General features: G+C 64.7%; 21 protein-coding genes and 1 tRNA gene. 3 read left to right on the forward strand and 19 right to left on the reverse strand.

Annotated elements, in window-relative coordinates; all coding sequences use genetic code 11:
* Nucleotides 1-29 precede the first annotated feature (29 nt).
* The 5 genes from G6N81_RS03205 to prfB form a co-directional block, all read right to left on the reverse strand.
* On the reverse strand, nucleotides 30-1,565 hold the full coding sequence (locus G6N81_RS03205; protein WP_165132972.1) for an MFS transporter: 1,536 nt from the start codon (nucleotides 1,563-1,565) through the stop codon (nucleotides 30-32).
* 107 nt (nucleotides 1,566-1,672) lie between these two features.
* On the reverse strand, nucleotides 1,673-3,265 hold the full coding sequence (serA, locus tag G6N81_RS03210; protein ID WP_165132975.1) for a phosphoglycerate dehydrogenase: 1,593 nt from the start codon (nucleotides 3,263-3,265) through the stop codon (nucleotides 1,673-1,675).
* 105 nt (nucleotides 3,266-3,370) lie between these two features.
* Nucleotides 3,371-3,739, reverse strand: coding sequence for a hypothetical protein (locus G6N81_RS03215; RefSeq protein ID WP_165132978.1), 369 nt, complete (start codon nucleotides 3,737-3,739; stop codon nucleotides 3,371-3,373).
* A complete protein-coding gene (locus G6N81_RS03220) occupies nucleotides 3,739-4,215 on the reverse strand; it encodes a DNA polymerase III subunit gamma/tau (RefSeq protein WP_165132981.1) in 477 nt (158 codons plus the stop codon). The genes G6N81_RS03215 and G6N81_RS03220 overlap by 1 nt, the downstream gene beginning before the upstream one ends.
* Nucleotides 4,216-4,224: 9 nt before the next feature.
* The gene (gene prfB, locus G6N81_RS03225) at nucleotides 4,225-5,334 is read right to left on the reverse strand and encodes a peptide chain release factor 2 (protein ID WP_165132984.1); all 1,110 of its coding nucleotides are present in this window, start codon (nucleotides 5,332-5,334) and stop codon (nucleotides 4,225-4,227) included.
* 78 nt (nucleotides 5,335-5,412) lie between these two features.
* On the opposite strand from prfB, the gene G6N81_RS03230 reads away from it, so the two are divergent.
* Complete coding sequence (locus tag G6N81_RS03230; protein ID WP_241245043.1) at nucleotides 5,413-6,717, forward strand: MFS transporter; 1,305 nt, start codon at nucleotides 5,413-5,415, stop codon at nucleotides 6,715-6,717.
* A gap of 44 nt (nucleotides 6,718-6,761) precedes the next feature.
* Here G6N81_RS03230 and G6N81_RS03235 read toward each other — a convergent pair whose 3' ends face one another.
* The 8 genes from G6N81_RS03235 to G6N81_RS03270 form a co-directional block, all read right to left on the reverse strand.
* Complete coding sequence (locus G6N81_RS03235; protein WP_241245044.1) at nucleotides 6,762-7,181, reverse strand: pilus assembly protein TadG-related protein; 420 nt, start codon at nucleotides 7,179-7,181, stop codon at nucleotides 6,762-6,764.
* Complete coding sequence (locus G6N81_RS03240; RefSeq protein WP_165132987.1) at nucleotides 7,178-7,603, reverse strand: TadE family protein; 426 nt, start codon at nucleotides 7,601-7,603, stop codon at nucleotides 7,178-7,180. Before G6N81_RS03240 ends, G6N81_RS03235 begins: the two co-directional genes overlap by 4 nt.
* Nucleotides 7,578-7,961: a TadE/TadG family type IV pilus assembly protein gene (locus G6N81_RS03245; RefSeq protein ID WP_165132990.1), complete on the reverse strand. Its 384-nt coding sequence runs from the start codon at nucleotides 7,959-7,961 to the stop codon at nucleotides 7,578-7,580. The genes G6N81_RS03240 and G6N81_RS03245 overlap by 26 nt, the downstream gene beginning before the upstream one ends.
* A complete protein-coding gene (locus tag G6N81_RS03250) occupies nucleotides 7,958-8,173 on the reverse strand; it encodes a hypothetical protein (RefSeq protein ID WP_165132993.1) in 216 nt (71 codons plus the stop codon). The genes G6N81_RS03245 and G6N81_RS03250 overlap by 4 nt, the downstream gene beginning before the upstream one ends.
* 20 nt (nucleotides 8,174-8,193) lie before the next feature.
* A complete protein-coding gene (locus G6N81_RS03255; protein ID WP_165133012.1) occupies nucleotides 8,194-9,135 on the reverse strand; it encodes a type II secretion system F family protein in 942 nt (313 codons plus the stop codon).
* On the reverse strand, nucleotides 9,132-10,004 hold the full coding sequence (locus G6N81_RS03260; RefSeq protein WP_165133015.1) for a type II secretion system F family protein: 873 nt from the start codon (nucleotides 10,002-10,004) through the stop codon (nucleotides 9,132-9,134). The genes G6N81_RS03255 and G6N81_RS03260 overlap by 4 nt, the downstream gene beginning before the upstream one ends.
* A complete protein-coding gene (locus G6N81_RS03265) occupies nucleotides 10,001-11,191 on the reverse strand; it encodes a TadA family conjugal transfer-associated ATPase (protein ID WP_241245045.1) in 1,191 nt (396 codons plus the stop codon). Before G6N81_RS03265 ends, G6N81_RS03260 begins: the two co-directional genes overlap by 4 nt.
* A 92-nt stretch (nucleotides 11,192-11,283) precedes the next feature.
* Nucleotides 11,284-11,739 (reverse strand): low molecular weight protein-tyrosine-phosphatase, encoded by a 456-nt coding sequence (locus G6N81_RS03270; protein ID WP_165133018.1) that lies wholly within the window; start codon nucleotides 11,737-11,739, stop codon nucleotides 11,284-11,286.
* Nucleotides 11,740-11,768: 29 nt separating this feature from the next.
* On the opposite strand from G6N81_RS03270, the gene G6N81_RS03275 reads away from it, so the two are divergent.
* Nucleotides 11,769-11,850, forward strand: a tRNA-Leu gene (locus G6N81_RS03275).
* A 44-nt stretch (nucleotides 11,851-11,894) separates the two neighbouring features.
* Here the strand turns inward: G6N81_RS03275 and rdgB are convergent.
* From rdgB to murI, 3 genes are read right to left on the reverse strand one after another with little or no spacing between them, the layout of a single operon-like run.
* On the reverse strand, nucleotides 11,895-12,485 hold the full coding sequence (gene rdgB, locus G6N81_RS03280) for an RdgB/HAM1 family non-canonical purine NTP pyrophosphatase (protein ID WP_165133032.1): 591 nt from the start codon (nucleotides 12,483-12,485) through the stop codon (nucleotides 11,895-11,897).
* Nucleotides 12,485-13,219 (reverse strand): ribonuclease PH, encoded by a 735-nt coding sequence (gene rph, locus G6N81_RS03285; protein WP_165133034.1) that lies wholly within the window; start codon nucleotides 13,217-13,219, stop codon nucleotides 12,485-12,487. Before rph ends, rdgB begins: the two co-directional genes overlap by 1 nt.
* A 21-nt stretch (nucleotides 13,220-13,240) precedes the next feature.
* Nucleotides 13,241-14,086 (reverse strand): glutamate racemase, encoded by an 846-nt coding sequence (murI, locus tag G6N81_RS03290; protein WP_165133036.1) that lies wholly within the window; start codon nucleotides 14,084-14,086, stop codon nucleotides 13,241-13,243.
* A gap of 49 nt (nucleotides 14,087-14,135) precedes the next feature.
* On the opposite strand from murI, the gene G6N81_RS03295 reads away from it, so the two are divergent.
* Nucleotides 14,136-15,455: a nicotinate phosphoribosyltransferase gene (locus G6N81_RS03295; protein WP_165133038.1), complete on the forward strand. Its 1,320-nt coding sequence runs from the start codon at nucleotides 14,136-14,138 to the stop codon at nucleotides 15,453-15,455.
* A gap of 58 nt (nucleotides 15,456-15,513) precedes the next feature.
* Here G6N81_RS03295 and G6N81_RS03300 read toward each other — a convergent pair whose 3' ends face one another.
* From G6N81_RS03300 to G6N81_RS03310, 3 genes are read right to left on the reverse strand one after another with little or no spacing between them, the layout of a single operon-like run.
* Nucleotides 15,514-15,780 (reverse strand): DUF3039 domain-containing protein, encoded by a 267-nt coding sequence (locus G6N81_RS03300; protein WP_165133040.1) that lies wholly within the window; start codon nucleotides 15,778-15,780, stop codon nucleotides 15,514-15,516.
* Nucleotides 15,781-15,801: 21 nt separating this feature from the next.
* Nucleotides 15,802-17,361: a hypothetical protein gene (locus G6N81_RS03305; protein ID WP_165133042.1), complete on the reverse strand. Its 1,560-nt coding sequence runs from the start codon at nucleotides 17,359-17,361 to the stop codon at nucleotides 15,802-15,804.
* Nucleotides 17,337-18,188: an ABC transporter ATP-binding protein gene (locus G6N81_RS03310; RefSeq protein ID WP_241245046.1), complete on the reverse strand. Its 852-nt coding sequence runs from the start codon at nucleotides 18,186-18,188 to the stop codon at nucleotides 17,337-17,339. The genes G6N81_RS03305 and G6N81_RS03310 overlap by 25 nt, the downstream gene beginning before the upstream one ends.
* Between the last annotated feature and the right edge of the window lie 169 nt (nucleotides 18,189-18,357).

Raw genomic sequence — 18,357 nt, forward strand, 5'->3', positions numbered from 1 at the left:
CTTGCTCCTGGCTGCTGTGGGGCTGAGCATCACCGTGGGGAAGAAGCTCGGCTCCGTCCCAGGGTAGTCGCCGCGACGACGCTCGCGATGACGAGAAGCCCCGCGCCGATCAACGATGTCAGGACGACACCGCCGTCAAACGCGTCAGCGGCAGCCTTTCGGAGAGCGTCACCAAGCGGACCGCTGATGTTTTCTGCCTCGTTCATCGCGCCCGCCAACGTTTCGCGCGCGTGAATGCCGGCAGTGTCAGGAAGGCCCGGAGGCAGAACAAGAGCCGAACGGTACCAGCCGGTGATGATGCCGCCGAGAATGGACGTTCCGAGGACGGCACCGAACTCATAGGCGGTCTCGCTGATCGCGCTGGCCGCCCCCGCCTTCGCGGGAGGGGCCGAAGAGATAATCAGCTCACCGGAAACCGTTTGCGCCGCGCCGGCTCCGGCCCCCATCAGAACGAACGCCAGCACGAGCATCCACACGTCGTGAGCTCCGGCAACCGCCACGAGAACGAAGCCGGCAACCGCAATCGACAACACGATCGGCACAACGCGTGCTGGGGAGAACCGTCGCGCAAAGGGCGTGACGATGAAACCGGCCGACATCGACATCACGGCACCCGGGATCAGCGCAATGCCCGCCATCATGGGCGACAGCCCAACGATCATCTGAAGGTGCTGCGACACGAAGTACAGGAATCCGATGTATCCCATGACACAGCAGAGATTGATCACGAGCGAGCCGGAGAACTTCGCCCGACGGAACAGCGACATGTCGAGCATCGGATGGGGAGTGCGCAGCTGACGGCGGACAAACCACCATCCGAACGCCAGACCGATGGCGATGGGGATCAGGCCGATCCAGCCGTGAACAGCGAACTCCTTGATGCCGAAAGCGAGCGGGCCCAGGGCAGCCATGGACAGCACAATGCTCCACCCGTCGATCGGCCCGGGACTCGGATCGCGGCTCTCCTTCACGAAGAACGGGGCGAGAATCAGCATGAGCACGAGCATCGGAACGGCGAGCAGAAAGACGCTCTGCCAGGGGTAGTGCTCGATGAGCAACCCGCCGACAACGGGTCCCAGCGCGCCGCCCGCTGCGAACATACCGGCCCATGCGGCAATCGCGATACGACGCTGATCGCGGTTGCGGAAGGTCGAACGCAGAAGCGACATCGTCGAGGGCATCAAAGCCGCTCCGAAAACGCCCATCAGCGCACGAGCTGCAATCAGCCATTCGGATGTCGGAGCGAAAGCCGCGCCGACAGAAACAAGCGTGAACCCGACGGCACCAATGAGAAGAACGCGGCGACGCCCGAAGCGATCGCCGAGCGTTCCCGCGGTAACGAGAAGTCCCGCAAGGACCAGCGAATAGGCGTCAATGATCCACAGCTGTTGGGCGCTTGTCGGCTCAAGATCCCGGGCGATCGCCGGAAGAGCAAAGTTCAAGATCGTGTTGTCAATCGATACGAGCAACACGGGCAACATCAGCACCACGAGAGCGGACCACCCCCGCCAATCTGCGCGAGGACCGTCAGTGGCGATTTGTTCCGTGGGCGTGCGCTGTGACATCACAGAATGATCCTGGTGCATGCGGCTGGGCACCACCAGGGCAAACAACGTTCGAGGCGCCCCACCGATCCGTCACGGTGGGGCGCCTCGAACGTCAGAAAAAAGCCTTACGCCTCGACGATTTCGATCCGTCGGATTGTGCGCGCGTCAATGGCCTCGCCGAGCTTCTCGATGATCTCGTCGGGGACCCGCTTGTCGACCGTCACGATCGACAGTGCCTCGTCGCTGGACTCGTCTCCTGCCACCTGCAGACCCTCGATGTTGATCCCGGCACGACCGAAGTGATCGCCGTAGATGGCAACGATTCCCGGCTTGTCGCTGTAGCGCAGAACGACGTGGTGACGCGCGATCGGAACGTCGAGCTCATACCCGTTGATTCCGACGATCTTCGGCACCATGCGTGTTCCGGCGAGGGTTCCCGCAACGCTCAGGACCGTTCCGTCGGACAGCGTTCCGCGCAGCGTCGTCAGGTTGCGGAACAACGGGCTGTCCCGTTCGACCGTCATGCGCGTTTCGATGCCGCGCTGCTCGGCGAACACCGGCGCGTTGACATAAGAAACCGTCTCGCTGACAACGTTCGTGAGGATGCCCTTGAGCGCCGCGAGCTTGTACACGCTGACGTCGTATTCGGCGAGCTCACCGCGCACTTCGATCTCCAGGTTGGTGAGACCGGCCTGCGTCAGAGCGCTGAAGACCTGACCGAGCTGCTCGACAAGGCCGATTCCGGGGCGCACGAACGGGTCGATCGCACCACCGGCGACGTTGACGGCGTCGGGAACCAGATCGCCTTCCAGCGCCAGCTTGACGGACTTGGCAACGGACACACCCGCCTTCTCCTGCGCTTCGGCCGTCGATGCTCCGAGATGCGGCGTTGCGACAACGTTCGGCAGGCCAACCAGGGACGTGTCAGCCGGCGGTTCGCTCGTGAAGACGTCAAGACCAGCGCCCGCGATCTCCCCCGCACGCAGTGCGTCTTCGAGTGCCTTCTCGTCGATGAGGCCGCCGCGCGCAACGTTCAGCACGTATGCCGTGGGCTTCATTGCCTTCAGCTGCGGCGCGCTGATGAGACCGGTCGTCTCGGGTGTCTTCGGCATGTGGATCGTGAGGAAGTCAGCCTGCTCGACAAGCTCGTCGAGACTGACCAGCTCGACTCCCATCTGCTGGGCACGTGCGGCCGAGACATAGGGGTCATATGCGACGACGCGCATTCCGAAGGCCTGCATACGTGAGGTGACGAGCGCGCCGATACGGCCCAGGCCGATCACACCCAGCGTCTTTTCGTACAGCTCTGATCCCGTGAAGGAGCTGCGCTTCCACTCCCCCTGCGCCAAGGAGGCGTTAGCGGCGGGAATGTACCGCGCGAGGCTAATGATGTGACCGCAGGTGAGCTCAGCGGCCGAGATGATGTTGGACGTCGGCGCGTTGACGACCATGACGCCGGCGGTCGTCGCTGCCTTCGTGTCGACGTTGTCGAGACCAACGCCGGCACGCGCGATGACCTTGAGCTTCGGCGCGTGGGCGATCGCTTCTTCGTCCATCTTCGTGGCGGAGCGAATGAGGACAGCATGTGCCTCGGCGAGAGCATCGAAAAGCGCGGGACGGTCAGTGCCGTCAACCGTTCGCACATCGAAATCAGGGCCGAGAGCCTCGATCGTGGCGGGTGAGAGCTGTTCTGCAAGCAGGACGACTGGCTTCGACAATGTGGACCCTTCGGGATGGCGCTGAGGTGGGACGGCCGTCCACGTCACGCGGTCGACCGCACCGCCCAGCCTAGCGCCGCCGACGAGGACGCGCCGACCGGCATGTCACACGAAGACGAAGGTGATGTTCGTAAACATCGACTGCAGGTTGATCCAATACACGCCGATCAGCCCCAGGCCGACGAAGAACAGCACGATGAGTTTCCACACGGGCCTGCGGCGTCCGATCACGATCACAAGGGTGAACAGGACGATCGGCAGGGCGATCGCGAGAATCAGAGCAACGAGGGCTGTCGGGGCCAGGGCTCCGCCGAGCACATCTGCCCACTCGCTCATCGCCAGGATGTTCGCCACACCTGCCCAAACCGCATATGCGTAGAACAACCCGAACAGGCCGGCGATGGCCGCCACGAACCAGGACGGCGCCTGACGTCGCTTCTTCTCGTCTGTCGTTTGTGACGCGCTCTTCGCCATCAGCCTGTCACCCCCGGGATGAAGGGCCACGGAATGAGCGCGATCACGCCGACCCCCAGCCACAGGATCTTCTGCCATGCCGGGCCACCGCGCGTGAGCAGCAGCGTGGCGACGAACCACATCACCGGAGCCGCCGGCGCAAGAATCGCGCTGGCCTGGAACATCGCGTCTGGGCTCGACATCGGTTGGGCGAGAATCCAGTCTCGAACGCGGTTGACGCCCAGAACCCAGCCGACGACCCACATTGCGTAGATCCCGCCCAAAACACCGTAGGTGACGAGCTCGACGTTTCCCGGTCCGCGAGAGACGTCCTCTTCCGGTTCGTCAGACACGACCTCCTCGACGGCTTGTTCGCTCGTATCCGCGGAGGATTCTGCTGCGGTGACCGCAACATCCGCGTCGGATTCGGACGTTACCGCGAGTGTTGGGTCGTCATCGCCGCCCCAGCTCAGTGCGTCTTCGTCGCTCGTCGACATATCCGAAGACTAGTCGTCGCTGGGTCGCTTGCGCCAGCGAATGCCCGCGTTGATGAAACCGTCGAGATCACCGTCGAACACGGTGGCCGGGTTACCGACCTCGTGACCCGTTCGCAGGTCTTTGACGAGCTGCTGTCCGTAAAGGAAATAGGAGCGCATCTGGTCGCCCCAACTGGCGGTAATCGTTCCCGCGAGCTCCTTCTTCTTGGCCGCTTCCTGCTCCTTCTGCAGCAGCAACAGGCGCGTCTGCAGAACGCGCATGGCGGCCGCACGGTTCTGGATCTGCGACTTCTCGTTCTGCATCGACACCACAAGCCCCGTGGGAAGGTGGGTGAGGCGGACCGCCGAGTCGGTCGTGTTGACCGACTGCCCACCGGGACCCGACGAGCGGAAGACGTCGACGCGGATGTCGTTCTCCGGGATATCGACCTCCTTCGCCTCTTCCATCACGGGAATAACCTCAACAGCAGCGAACGACGTCTGTCGCTTATCGGCCGAGCCGAACGGGCTGATACGTGCGAGACGGTGCGTTCCGGCCTCAACCGACAACACGCCGTAGGCATAGGGCGCGGTGATCTCGAACGTGGCGGATTTGATCCCTGCGCCCTCGGCATAGGACATGTCCATGACCTTGACGGGGTAACCGTGCCGCTCAGCCCAGCGCAGGTACATGCGCATGAGCATTTCTGCGAAATCGGTGGCGTCGTCACCGCCAGCACCCGAGCGGATCGTCATCACGGCGGCGCGCTCGTCGTACTCGCCATCGAGCAGCGTCTGCACCTCGAGATCGGACACCGCAGTCCCCAGGGCGGCGAGCTCTGCCCGCGCTTCCTCGGCGGCGTCCTCGTCTTCCATCTCGTTGGCGAGATCCACCATGACCTCAAGATCGTCAAGGCGAGAGCCAACGCCCTCGACCTTTTTGATCTGCGCCTTCGCGTGGCTGAGAGCGCTGGTGACCTTCTGCGCGTTCTCTTGGTCACCCCAGAGGCCAGGGTCGGCGGCCTCCTGTTCGAGGCGCTCGACATCAGCACGCAGCGCATCGACGTCGACCACCTCTCGGATGTTGTCGAACGTGGTGCGCAACGCCTGGATGTCGGCGGACAGATCGAGCTCAAGCATGACTTGTCAGCTTACCGTCACCAGCGGCGGGTTCCCCGACCGCCGCGCGCGAACCCGATACGGTGGAAGGTGATGAGCATGCGCACACCGCCCGGTGGCGCCGCAGCCGAGGCGATCCGTCAGTACTGGCCCATGGTGTACGCACCGACGGCTCTGTACTCCATGGGCCAAGGCGCGCTCATTCCCGTTCTCCCGTCGATTGCCACTGCCCAGGGTGCGAACCTCGGCCTCGCCGCGCTCGTTGCCGGCGCGATTCTTATCGGTCAACTGTGCGGAAATCTGCCCGCTGGATGGCTTGTCGCGCGCGCTGGTGAACGGCGAGCCATGATCATCGCCTCCGTGATATCGGTCATCTCGGTTGCCGGGATGCTCCTCGCACCGAATCTCGCCACATTGACGGCATGCGTGTTCATCGTCGGCATGTGCGCCTCCGCCTTCGCTCTCGCCCGCCATGCCTTCATGACCGTCCGCGTGCCGTTGGCGTATCGGGCGCGGGCCCTTGCGCTTGTTGGCGGGTCGTTCCGCCTCGGGACCTTCACGGGCCCGGTGATCGCGGCAGGGCTGATCTGGGTGTTTGGAGACGCAAAGTCCACCATCTGGTTCTTCGGCGCCGCCCTGATTGCCGTCGGCCTCCTCGTGACGTTCGGCCCAGATCCGGAGGAGAGGGCTCTCGCCGCCGAACAACGCCAGGCACCGAACCTGTGCGCTGCCACCAGCGACACGGGCACGGGCGACACAGGAGAAGCCATCACCGGCCCGATCCGGACTCCGCGAGCCCGCCCACGAACCGGACTCTTCCGGACCATCTGGAACCACCGCGGCGTCCTCATCAGACTCGGGTTCGCGGCCTCGTCCCTGGCCTCCGTGCGGGCAGGCCGCCAGGCCATCATTCCCCTCTGGGGAGTATCGATCGGGCTCGATGCGGCGACGATTTCCCTCCTCGTCGGAATCGCCGGCGCCATCGAATTTTCGCTGTTCTACGCCAGCGGACAGGTGATGGACCGGTTTGGACGCCTCTGGGCAACGGTGCCTTCGCAGCTCGTCATGGCGCTGAGTTTTCTCGCGTTGGCGTTCACACACGACAGCGATGACGCCTCGATGTGGTTCGGTGTTTTCGCCATCGCTGTCGGTGTCGGAAACGGCCTTTCCTCCGGCGCGCTTCTCACGCTCGGATCCGATGTTGCGCCGGCGGACAACACAGCCGCGTTCCTCGGCGCGTGGCGGACGTTCACCGATGCCGGCGCAGCGTCAACACCGCTGGTCGTCGCGGGTCTGACAACCATGTTCTCTCTGTCGATCGCAACCGGTGCTGTCGGAGTCGTTGCCCTCGCCGGGGCTGGGGCGTTTATGCGATGGGTGCCCCGTTACTCCCCCACGCGCTAACTCGCGCCACGCCGCTTTGCTCCGTCATCACCTGGTCGAGGCCGTCACCCCGACAGCGACGCTCGGCTGGTGGCCGTGGCCTCAAGGTCGACACCTGCCGGCACGAAAACGCTGAGGAGGAACGAGTCCCATGTTGCGCGCACCGTCACACGCGCCGAGTTCCCTCCATGTGCGGTGACGCTGACGAGGTGGGCGTCGACAGGAGAAATGGTGATGACCTCCTCGGCTTGACGGCGCGCGCTGTGTTCGTCGAGCTCAATGCCGATGCCCGACGCCGTCGGGGCGACGCGAAAACCATCCGCAGCAGCAAGCGCCGCCGCGTCTGCGAGAGACTCCAGGCGCTTCTGTGACAGGTGAAGTGATGTCGCGTTGATGCACACGAGGACAACCGCAAGAGCCAGGAGCGCATATCCGATGCCGAGGGGAAGCACGCTTCCGCGCTCGTCGCCGGCTTCCGTCATCATGGAGCCTCCCAATAGCGCGAAATTTTCTGCGTTGCGTGAGCCTCGACGGGGATCGACGTCGCCCCTGCCAGGAAATCGGGAACCAGCGGGAGGGCGACGACGACGGTCACGTGCACAACCACCGTGCTGCCAGCCTGCGGGCAGGGCGCGGAAACGGGAGCACAGGCCATCGTCATGTCGAGGGCGGCGAGGTCAATGCCGTAGGAGTCTGCAACGACACGCAGGGTGGTGTCGGGGTCGATTCCGGTTGTCAGCGACCTGGCCACGAATCGAGCGGTGGCATCGGCGGCGAGCGCCGCGTTTTGCACGGTGGTCACGGCCACGACGAGGTACGCCAGCGGCACGAGAAGCAAAAGACCGGCGAGGAGGAACTCGAGCGGCGCGCTCCCCCGGTCGTCATCCGGGGATCTGCGCTGGTGCATGCGCTGTCACCACCGTTCCGTTCGGGATGCCGATGTTTCCGATCACGGGAAGGCGCGCGGAGACCACCATCGTGACAATGGGTACGCCGTGCCGACGTGCTTGGCTGCCGACGACAAGGGTGACGGCATCCTCGCCGAAGCTTCGCGCGATGATTCGGCGCGTTCGTTCTTCTCCGTCGGCGACCGTGTTGTCAGCGAGTGCCGCATAGTGAGCTCCCTCGACTGCGGCGTCCTTGACCACGTTGTGTGTATAGGCGGCGAACCCGAGTTGCAGAACAGCCAGGGTGAGCGCGGTCAGGAGGACGCCGACGAGGATGAAGTCGACGGGAGCCGACCCCCTCTCGGCGTCGCCGTTCACAGGGCCGTGACGCGATCGATCGCCTGCTGGAACACGCTCGTGAGAACGGGGCCTGCCAACGCCCAGATGACGACGACAAGGCCCGCCGTCATCAGCGTAACGAGCACCCAACCGGGAACATCTCCGCGTTCATGATGATCATCGACGTCGCCGAACGCCGTACGAAGGTGGTGCGACGTATTGGGGGAAGTGGTGAAGAGCTTGGCGAACATGGTGTGTCCTTTCGTATGGGTCAGAAACCGGCTTGGAGCATGACGATCCCGGGGAAGATCGCGAACAAAACGCTGAGGGGAAGCAGCCCGAACACCAGCGGGATCATCATGAGGATCTCTTTTTTGCCGGCGGACTCGATGAGGGCACGCTTACCCTCGTCTCGTGCATCCGTGGCCTGGTCCTGCAGGGTCTGCGCAAGGGGCGATCCGCGGTCGATCGCCGCGACAGTGTGATCAATGGCCCTCGTCAGTACGGGCACGTGGAGACGCCGCGTCATGGCAGTCAGGGAGTCGGTCAGGGTTGCGCCCGTATCCACTTCCGTCACAACCACTCGCAGTTCGCCCGTGAGCTCACCCGACCCGACTGCCGCCACCCGACGCACGCTGCCAAAAACGCCTTCTCCGGCGGACAGGCACAGCGAGAGAAACTCGAGAACGGTGGGCAGTTCCTCCTCGATGCGGGCGACGCGCGCCTTCGCCTGCGATGACAGCACGAAGTCACGCGCCGCGGCGCCCACGACGGCACCGGCCAACGGCAGAAGGGCCGCGGGAAAGGAGAATCGTCCCGTCAGAGCCAGCACGCCCGCCACACCGGCCGCTGCTGCCGCTCCCATCGCGGCCCACGCGAGCTGTTCCCCGCGAAACGCCGCGACGTCTCCGCCCCGTGAGGCCTGTGCGAGGCGGCGTTCGACGGACGCGGAGGTTCCTACGGCGCGCGCAAACCATCGCTGTGCCGCGCGCCAGGATCCAGTGATCCCTCCGGCGAGCGCGAGCGTCGGGTCGCTCATGGCCGTGGGAAGGCTGGTTCCCGCCGGGTCCGTGACGTCGCGGATATACGGTGCAACGCGGTGGATCAGTGCGGGGGCGCGCCACGTGGGGGCCGCCGCGACGAGGCACCAGAGACCCGCACCGAGTGTTCCTCCGAGGAGCACTGCTATCGCAACGTGACTCGCGTTGATCATGCGAACCACCGGCGCGGTTCGGGAAGGCGTCCGACGCGCAGCATCGTCCGATAGGCCACAACGGATACCCCGGCGCCGCTAAGGATGATCGTGATGCCGAGAGGCGTTGCGTAGGCAGCCTGACCCTCGGGGCGCAGAGACAGCATCGCCAGAACAACCCACGGCGCGACAACGCCGAGAATCGCCGCTCCCCTCGTCCACGATTGGCGAGCCTCGACCTCGGAGCGCAGTGCAGCCTCGGCCCGGATCGACGCGGACAGTGCCCGGAGGACCGGGACCAACTCCGTTCCCCCCACTTCTCGGGCCATCCGCAGTGTCTCGACGATGCGGTCGGCCATCGGATCAGCCAGCTGCTGTTTCAACCGATTGATACTCGTGGCGAAGTGACCGGATGCGCGCATATCGCGTTCGAACTGCCCGAACGTCGCACGAAGCGGGGCGGGCGCAGAATCGGACAAGCTGCCGATCGCGTCGGGGAGCGACAGCCCTGCCCGCACCGATCCCACAAGCAGGTCGCACACATCGGGCCACATGCCGCGCCGGGCGCGCAGCAGACGGGAAGCCCGCGCGCGCAGCCAGGCAACGGGCGCACAGGCAGCGGCAATCGCGGCAAGGACCGCGAGCACACCTGCCGTCGTCATGACGAACGCCAGTGCCGCCGCGACGACCGCGCTCGCCACACAGGCGACGACGAGAATCCGCGGTTCAACGTGCGCGAAGCCGGCCCTGTCCAGAAGTGTTCGCGCGCTGCTCGCGACGGCCCCGACGCGGCGCGTTCTGGGCTCTGTGGACGCCCCCGCCGGCCACATCCAGGGGGACGCAGCAAGAAGCAGCCCCGCCGCGAGAACGCATCCCAGGAGAAGAGTCATGCCACCCGCTCTCCGCGCCGACGTCCGCGCCGCTCCTCGCGGTGTGTCTGATCGGCATGAAAGAGGGTCTGGGCTTCACACGCGCCGTCGATAATGCGCCCGGTCGGAGCGATGATTTCCTCCACATAGCGCCGTCCGCCGGGTTCCCTCGCGCAGTGGACGACAAGATCGAGTGCGCTCGCTACCGCAGGAAGAACGAACTCCCGGTCGATGTTCCGGCCAGCAAGCAGGGGAAGGGCCGAGAGCTTCACCAGGGCATCGGCCGCTGAGTTCGCGTGAATGGTGGCGGCACCCGGGAGACCCGTATTCAGCGCGAGCAACAGATCGAGCGCCTCGGCGTCTCGTACCTCGCCGATGACGAGACGGTCGGGCCGCATGCGCAGCGATTCCTTCACCAGGCGGCGAAGCGTGATCTCCCCCGTTCCTTCGAGACTCGGCTGCCTGCCCTGCATCGCCACCACGTCGGGAGCATCAATCGCCAGCTCGAAGGTCTCCTCGGCCGTCACGATCCGGTGGTGTGGCGGGCACGAAGACACCAGCGCGGCCAGCATGGTTGTTTTTCCTGCGTGTGTCGCGCCGGACACGAGGACGGACTGGCCATCGCGCATCGCATCGCGCAGCAGCGCGGCGGGCTCGCGCGGAATTGATCCGAGCTCGACGAGCGTGTCGAGCGTGCGGATACCGGGCAAGAACTTCCTGATGTTCACTGCCCAGTGGCCTCGGGCAATCCCCGAAAGCACGACGTGCAAACGCGATCCGTCCGGCAGGGACGCGTCTACGAACGGCTGGCTGAGGTCCACGCGACGGCCCGTTGCGTGCAACATGCGCTCAACGGTGTCGCGAACCTGGTCGTCGGTCAGCTCCAGCGCGATGCGCTCTGAAACCCCGCCTCGCGCGACGAACACCCGATCGGGTGAGTTAATCCAGATCTCCTCGATCGTTTCGTCATCGAGGAGCGCCTGCAGCGGTCCGTAACCAGCGACCTGGGCGACGACGTATGCGACACACGCATCAACATCGTCGATGGCGCGCCCGCCACGCGCAAAGGCGTAGTCGTTGTGGCGACGCACCTCGGCCACAGCAACGCGTCGAACGCTGGCGGGGGTGACCTCTTCCCACCCCAGTTGCGCCTGATCGTCACGAATGCGCTCACGGACGCGCTCGACGATTCGCTGTTCTGAACTCACGCGGCCAGCGTTGCAGAATCTCGAATTTCGTGCAGAAGTTATCCACAGGCCTCGCGTGAGACAACGCTGATCAGGGATTTATGCGGGTCAGCTCACCCCGCGCGGACGAAGTTCACGATCACGGGAGCAGCCGCCTCCACCAGTTCGAGGGTCTCTTCGAAGTCCGATCGGTCGCCGTACCAGGGGTCAGAGACGTCTTCCGACGTGGCCCCGGGCACAAACTCCATCCACAGGCGCACCCGATCTTCTTCCACACCGCGTCGCAGCAACGCGGAGCGGTGCTGGCGCGTCATCACGAGGATGAGATCCGCTGCGGCATCCTCGACGTCGAACCAGCGGGCTGTTCGTGCCGGAACCGCGTAGCCGTGCTCGGACAAAACGGCGACGGCTCTATGGTCAATCGGGTTTCCCACTTCCTCAGCGCTGACACCCGATGAACGCACCGAGACATCGAGCCCCGCCGCGGCAAGGCGGTCACGCAAGACCACCTCTCCCATCGGAGAGCGGCAGATGTTTCCGGTGCACACAACGACGATGGAGGAGAGCATAGGGTCCACGCTAATAGGATGGAGGGTGCGCGGGCGTGGTGGAATTGGTAGACACGCAGGATTTAGGTTCCTGTGCCTCACGGCGTGTGGGTTCAAGTCCCACCGTCCGCACATCACGTCGGACCACCCGCGCACCCGCTATTGGCGCGAAGCCCTCAGAGCTCAGCGAGAAGCGGTGCGAGTTCCACGAACGCGCGTGCTCGGTGAGAGAGAGTGTTCTTCTCCTCCGCCGACATCTCGGCAACGGAGCGAGTGTCTCCGTCCGGACAGAAGATCGGGTCGTAGCCAAAGCCCCCGTTTCCTCGCGGTGCGTGCAGCAGCGTGCCCGGCCATATTCCCTCGACCGTGTGCTCCGCACCCGCCGGGGTCACGAGCGCGATCGTGGAGTTGTAGTGCGCACGTCGGTCCTCGTCACGTGCCACATCGCTGAGCTGGTCCAGAAGAAGCGTCAGGTTCGCGCCATCATTCTTCGCGTGGCCCGCCCAATACGCGGAGAACACCCCCGGAGATCCTCCCAGCACGTCAACGCAGATTCCCGAGTCGTCAGCTAGCGCCGGAAGCCCCGTGTGCGCGGCAGCGGCCCGGGCTTTGATCAGCGCGTTCGCCGCGAAGGTCGTTCCGTCTTCCACGGGTTCCGGGCCGTTGTAGCTGACCACCTCGACACCCGGCCGCACGCGCGAGACGATGCCCTGAAACTCCGCGACCTTGTGCGCGTTGTGTGTGGCGAGAACGATCTGCGTCGGCATCACTTCTCCGCGGCGAGCGCGGCCGTCTGCTGCGTCGTCAGCTCGGCGCATCCCTGTGCGCCCAGTACGAGCAGCTGATCGAGCTCTTCCTTATCGAAGGGGGCGCCCTCGGCGGTTCCCTGCACCTCGATGAACTTCCCTGAGCCGGTCATGACGATGTTCATGTCGGTTTCGGCGCGAACGTCTTCGACGTACGGAAGATCCAGCATCGGAACGCCATCGATGATGCCAACGGAAATCGCGGCGACGCTGTCGGTCAGCGGCACGGCCTTCTTCCCGATGAATCCCTTCGCGCGACCCCACTCGATCGCATCCGCGAGCGCAACGTAGGCGCCGGTGATCGACGCCGTGCGTGTGCCGCCATCGGCCTGCAAAACATCACAGTCGATGACGATCGTGTTCTCACCAAGGGCCTTGGTGTTCACAACAGCGCGCAGAGCTCGTCCGATGAGACGAGAGATCTCGTGCGTTCGTCCACCGATCTTGCCTTTAACGCTCTCGCGCTGGCTCCGGTCGTTCGTGGCGCGCGGGAGCATCGCATACTCGGCCGTCACCCATCCCTTGCCCTGACCCGTGAGCCAGCGAGGAACGCCGTTGGTGAACGAAGCGGTCACGAGAACCTTCGTGTTGCCGAAGCTAATGAGGGCGGATCCTTCCGCCTGCGAACTCCAGCCTCGTTCGATGGTGACGGGGCGAAGCTCGTCAAGCTGACGGCCATCGGCGCGCTCAGTCATGGTGTTCCTTTCGGGTCGGGTTCACGAATCGGAAGCGCGCAGATCGGCGATCGCGCGCAAGTCAATCTGGCCCGTTCGAATGAGCCGCACATCGCGCACCTCGGCACCGAGCAGGCGGTTAGCGAGGGCGATGAAATGGGTCGAGTCGGCCGCTGTCGCCTCGTATGTGTGCCGCGGGACGGCGTCGGTTCCCGCCAGCAGCGCCCCGCTCACCAGTTCGCGATAGACGTCCTTGGCTGTTTCGCTATCGCTCGAAACGAGAGTCACTCCGGGCCCCATGATGTAGCTGATGGCCCCCTTGAGGAACGGATAGTGCGTGCAGCCGAGCACGAGCGTGTCCACCTGCGCATCTTTGAGCGGGGCAAGGTAGTCAGCAGCGACCGCCAGCAACTCGGGCGAGTCGGTGATGCCCTGTTCGACGAAATCGACAAAGCGCGGGCACGCCGCGGTGAACACCTCGACGCCCGGGTTGATGCCGAGCATGTCCTGGTAGGCACCGGAGCCGATGGTTCCCGACGTGCCGATCACCCCAATTCGTCCTGATCTGCTGGTGGCGATCGCGGTGCGAACGGCGGGGCGAATCACCTCGACAACAGGAACGTCATACCGCTCACGCGCATCGCGCAGAAGAGCCGCAGACGCTGTGTTGCAGGCGATAACGAGCATCTTCACGCCCTGGTCAACGAGCGTGTCGAGCACCTCAAGGCCATAACGGCGCACATCAGCGATGGACTTCGGCCCGTAGGGCGAGTGCAGCGTATCTCCGATATAGAGGAGGGACTCACGCGGTAGTTGATCGCGAATGGCTCGTGCCACCGTGAGTCCGCCGACGCCCGAGTCGAAGATCCCGATCGGCGAGTTGTTCACGATCCCACCCTATGCCGGGTGCGCCTGAGGTTCCCGTAGGCTGAGAACTATGAGTGCCTCCACGGCTCTGCTGACTGACCGCTACGAGCTCACCATGCTCGACGCCGCTCTGCGCGACGGAACGGCACAACGCCGTTGCGTCTTTGAGCTGTTTGGGCGCCGCCTTTCGGGGGGCCGCCGGTTCGGCGTCGCCGCTGGGCAGGGACGCCTAATGACGCTCCTTCGGGAGTTTCGCTTCGGCGCCGATGAACTGCGCTTCCTCAGCGACAATCGCGTGGTCAGTGCCTCCACGCTGACCTACCTTGAGAATTACCGCTTCACGGGGTCGATTTCCGGGTATCGCGAGGGCGAGCTGTATTTCCCGGGCTCCCCCTTACTCACCATCGAGGGAACATTCGCTGACGCGGTCATTCTCGAAACCCTTGCGTTGAGCGTGATGAATCACGACTCCGCGATCGCCACTGCCGCCGCGCGAATGAGTATCGCGGCCGGTGGCCGCCCCCTTTCGGAAATGGGATCACGGCGCGCCCACGAGCACGCCGCCGTTGCCGCGGCCCGCGCCGCCTACATCGCCGGCTTCACAGCCACCAGCAACCTCGAGGCCGGTCGGGAGTGGGGTGTTCCCACGATGGGCACCGCCGCGCATGCATGGACCTTGCTCCATGACACCGAAGAAGACGCCTTCCGTTCGCAGGTCGCGTCGCTCGGTGCCGAGACAACGCTTCTGATCGACACATATGACATCGCCGAGGGCGTACGCACGGCCGTGCGCGTCGCGGGCCCGCACCTCGGCGGAGTGCGCATCGATTCCGGGGACCTCCCCCTTGTGGCGGCAGACGTTCGGCAGCAGCTCGACGATCTCGGGAATCCCGACACGACGATCACCGTTACCAGCGACCTCGACGAGTACGCGATTGCCGCGCTCGCGGCATCGCCCGTCGATGCGTATGGGGTCGGTACCTCGCTCGTGACCGGATCCGGTTATCCGACGGCCAGCCTGGTGTACAAAATCGTCGCGCGGGAAAGCGCGTCGGGCGAATGGATCCCCGTGACGAAGACCGCGGAAGGCAAGAAATCCCAGGGCGGGTGGAAACAGGCATTCCGGCGCGTCGAGAACGGTCGCGCGACAGAAGAGGTCATTCGCACCGCTTCATCGCCTGATGCCGTCCTGCAGCCGGTTCCCGAGGGCTCGCGCGCTCTCAACGTGTCATATGTCGCGAATGGCACCTTCGATGGTGCGTACGAGGGTGCCGCGGGAGTTGCCGCGGCACGCGCGCATCATGCTGACGTCCGCGCCGAGATGCCCACACGCGCGCTCGCCCTGAGTAAGTCCGATCCGGCCATTCCCACGATCTACCTCACCTCTTGACACATCAGGACGACCCCGCGTCATCGCAGGGCCGTCCTGATGTGTCGTGATCAGCGGGTCACTTGGTCAAGGACTCGTAGATCTCCTTGCAGGAAGGGCAGACAGGAAACTTCTCGGGATCGCGGCCGGGCGTCCACTTCTTGCCGCACAGTGCACGAACGGGTTTGCCCGTGATGGCGGACTCAACGATCTTCTCCTTCTGCACATAGTGCGAGAAGCGCTCGTGATCGCCCGGATCCTTCGTCTCCTGCTGAATGAGCTCCTCGAGCTCGCGGTCGAGGACTGATGTGCCGCCCCGGTCCGGGGTATCGAGTGGCGTACTCATGGGAACAGTCTACTGCGGGCTTCAGCCGGTTCGGGTGGCGAGCTCCATGATGCGGTGGGCGCGACGATCAAAGATGACACCGCCCAGGAGCACACCAGCCACGAGAACCACGCCGCCCGTTATCACTCCCGACAGCAGCGCATCATCAGGTCGCGCTGCTCTCGAGAAGTAGGACTCGGCGGCGCGAATCATCGTCGGAGTTCCCACGGCAATCGTCAACAACAGCACGATGGCCGGTGCGGCTGCGCCGCGTGGACCGAGACGCTGCGGTTGCCGGAAGGGACTATCCCCCGGGCGGGCAACCGGGTAGGGAGCCAGCGCCGAAGAAACGCTGGACAGGCCGAGCCCTCCGAAAAAGAGCGCGAGCGCGACACCGATGAACGCTGGAAGAGCATCCCACCGATCCGACACCGCCGCGGTCAGCGCCACGGTCAGCGCCAGCATCGGCAAGGTGATCACGAGCACGGGAACGAGCCTGCCGAGGCGATCGGAAAATCCGCGGACGCCGGTGACCACGTGGATCCAGACCGCCTCCGAGTCGTAGGCCAGATCATTGTGAGCAATCCACCCGAGAAATGCCGCGACGATCGGCAGCGGGATGATCGCAACGATCGACGTGGGAGTGCCGGCCAACATGAGCGGGATAACAGGCAGCAGCCCTGCCAGGGGAACGATGGCGACGTTGGCGAGGTAGCGAACATCGGTTGCCCAGTAGAAGAGGCCGCGAGCACCGATGGCCCCGAACGCCGTGCCAGGGAGAACACCGAACCATCCCAGATGACCTCGCCGTTGCGCGCGTTCGCGTGGCAGAGTGGAAACGGCCCGTTGCACCCGGATGAACCAGATCACCAGCACCGTGAGCACGGTAACAAACGCGACGATCGTCGGGGCCGTTGCCGTTTCACCACCCACGACAATTCCCGCTGCCGCGCCGAGGGGCGTGAGGATCAAAACGTCGACGACCTCCCCCGCGAGAATCGGCGCCCCTGCCGCCCAGGATTGGGTGAGGGCGTAGATACCGGCGGGGATGACCACTGCCGAGGCGGCAATGGCCGTCAAGATCACGGCTTCTCGCAGCCGGTGCGCGTCAAGCGAGCGCGAAGCCGCCGCGTATCCAATCCGAGCTGCCGTGACGCAGGTGACAACGTGAAGCGTAACGGCAAGTGCGACCGTTCCGGTTTCGGCGCCGTGGGCCATCCATACGCTGGCCACCGCGAGATCGACGGCGATCAGCGCCAACGCGGGCGCGGAGAGAAGCCCGCAGATGACCAAGACGGGGGCGACGACGACGACGGAAACGACCGGCACGGTTGCCAGCGCGCGCGGGTCGAGAGGATCGGGCTTCCCGGCGACGAACGGGGCAAAGAAGAACGCCGCGACAAGAACCGAAGCGATGATGACCGACACGACGTGTGCGGTGGAAGCGTCGGCACCGGCGAGGAGCCGGATGCCCCCGATGGACACGATGACCACGGCGATCGCCACGAGCAGGGCGCCCCCCGTCCAGAGCGCCGCGCGCCGCCCCTGCCGGAATGGTGCCGCGAGCTGCGCGATCCTCAGGCGGAGGAGGTGTGCAGCCACTCGAGCCCGCCCCCCTCTTCGCCCATTCCGCTGAGATCGACGAAGCGCTGTTCCAGGGTCATCTCGCCGCGAACCTCGTCGAGCGTTCCCTCGGCGAGCACCTGGCCGGTCACGAGCACGGCAATGCGCGAGCACATTCGCTCGATGAGCTCCATGCTGTGCCCGGAGAGAATGACGGTTCCTCCGCCATCAACGTACTGACGGAGAACATCGAGGAGCTTTTGGGCTGAAACGGGGTCGACGGATTCGAATGGCTCGTCAAGGACGAGAAGCCGTGGCGCGTGGATCATGGCGCACGCGAGCATGAGCTTCTTCGTCATGCCTGTCGAATAGTCCGTGACGGGCCGCGCGAGGGCGCCGGTCAGCTCGAATGCTTCGGCGAGTTGCTCGATCCGTTCCTTCGTTTCCCGTGATTTCAACCCGCGCAGCGCGCCGAAGTAATAGAGCAGCTGCCGACCAGTGAGGCGATCAAAGGTGCGCATGCGGTCGGGAAGAACACCCATGAGGGCCTTCGCCGCACGCGGATGCTTCCGCGCTTCGACGCCGAACACGTCGATTTCTCCACGGTCGGCGCGGAGCAAACCGGAAATCATCGACAGTGTCGTCGTCTTACCGGCACCGTTAGGGCCGACCAGACCGTAGAACGATCCGGCGGGAACCGTCAGGTCGATACCGGCAACTGCGGGTTCACCGCCGTAGGTTTTCACCACCCCGCGAAGCTCCAGAGCCGGTGTGTTGTCTTCCGGCTCGACCGTGTCTGCGCTCCCCTCGCGCTCGTCGGCATGCTCGCTTTCGGCCGCATCGCGGTCCCCCGAGGTGATCGTCACCTGCCCAACATAACAATCACCTCTCTCGCTTATGGCCGCGACGTGCGCAGTTCGAGCAGATGCTTCCTATCTGCTGATCCCCCGAGAGAATCCGGCAATATTCAGCACACCTGGGTACCATTTGTCTTGACCAGGGATGAATACTCCGTGAACGACCGGGATCCTCAGG

This window comes from Microbacterium amylolyticum (genome assembly GCF_011046975.1).
GTDB lineage: Bacteria > Actinomycetota > Actinomycetes > Actinomycetales > Microbacteriaceae > Microbacterium > Microbacterium amylolyticum.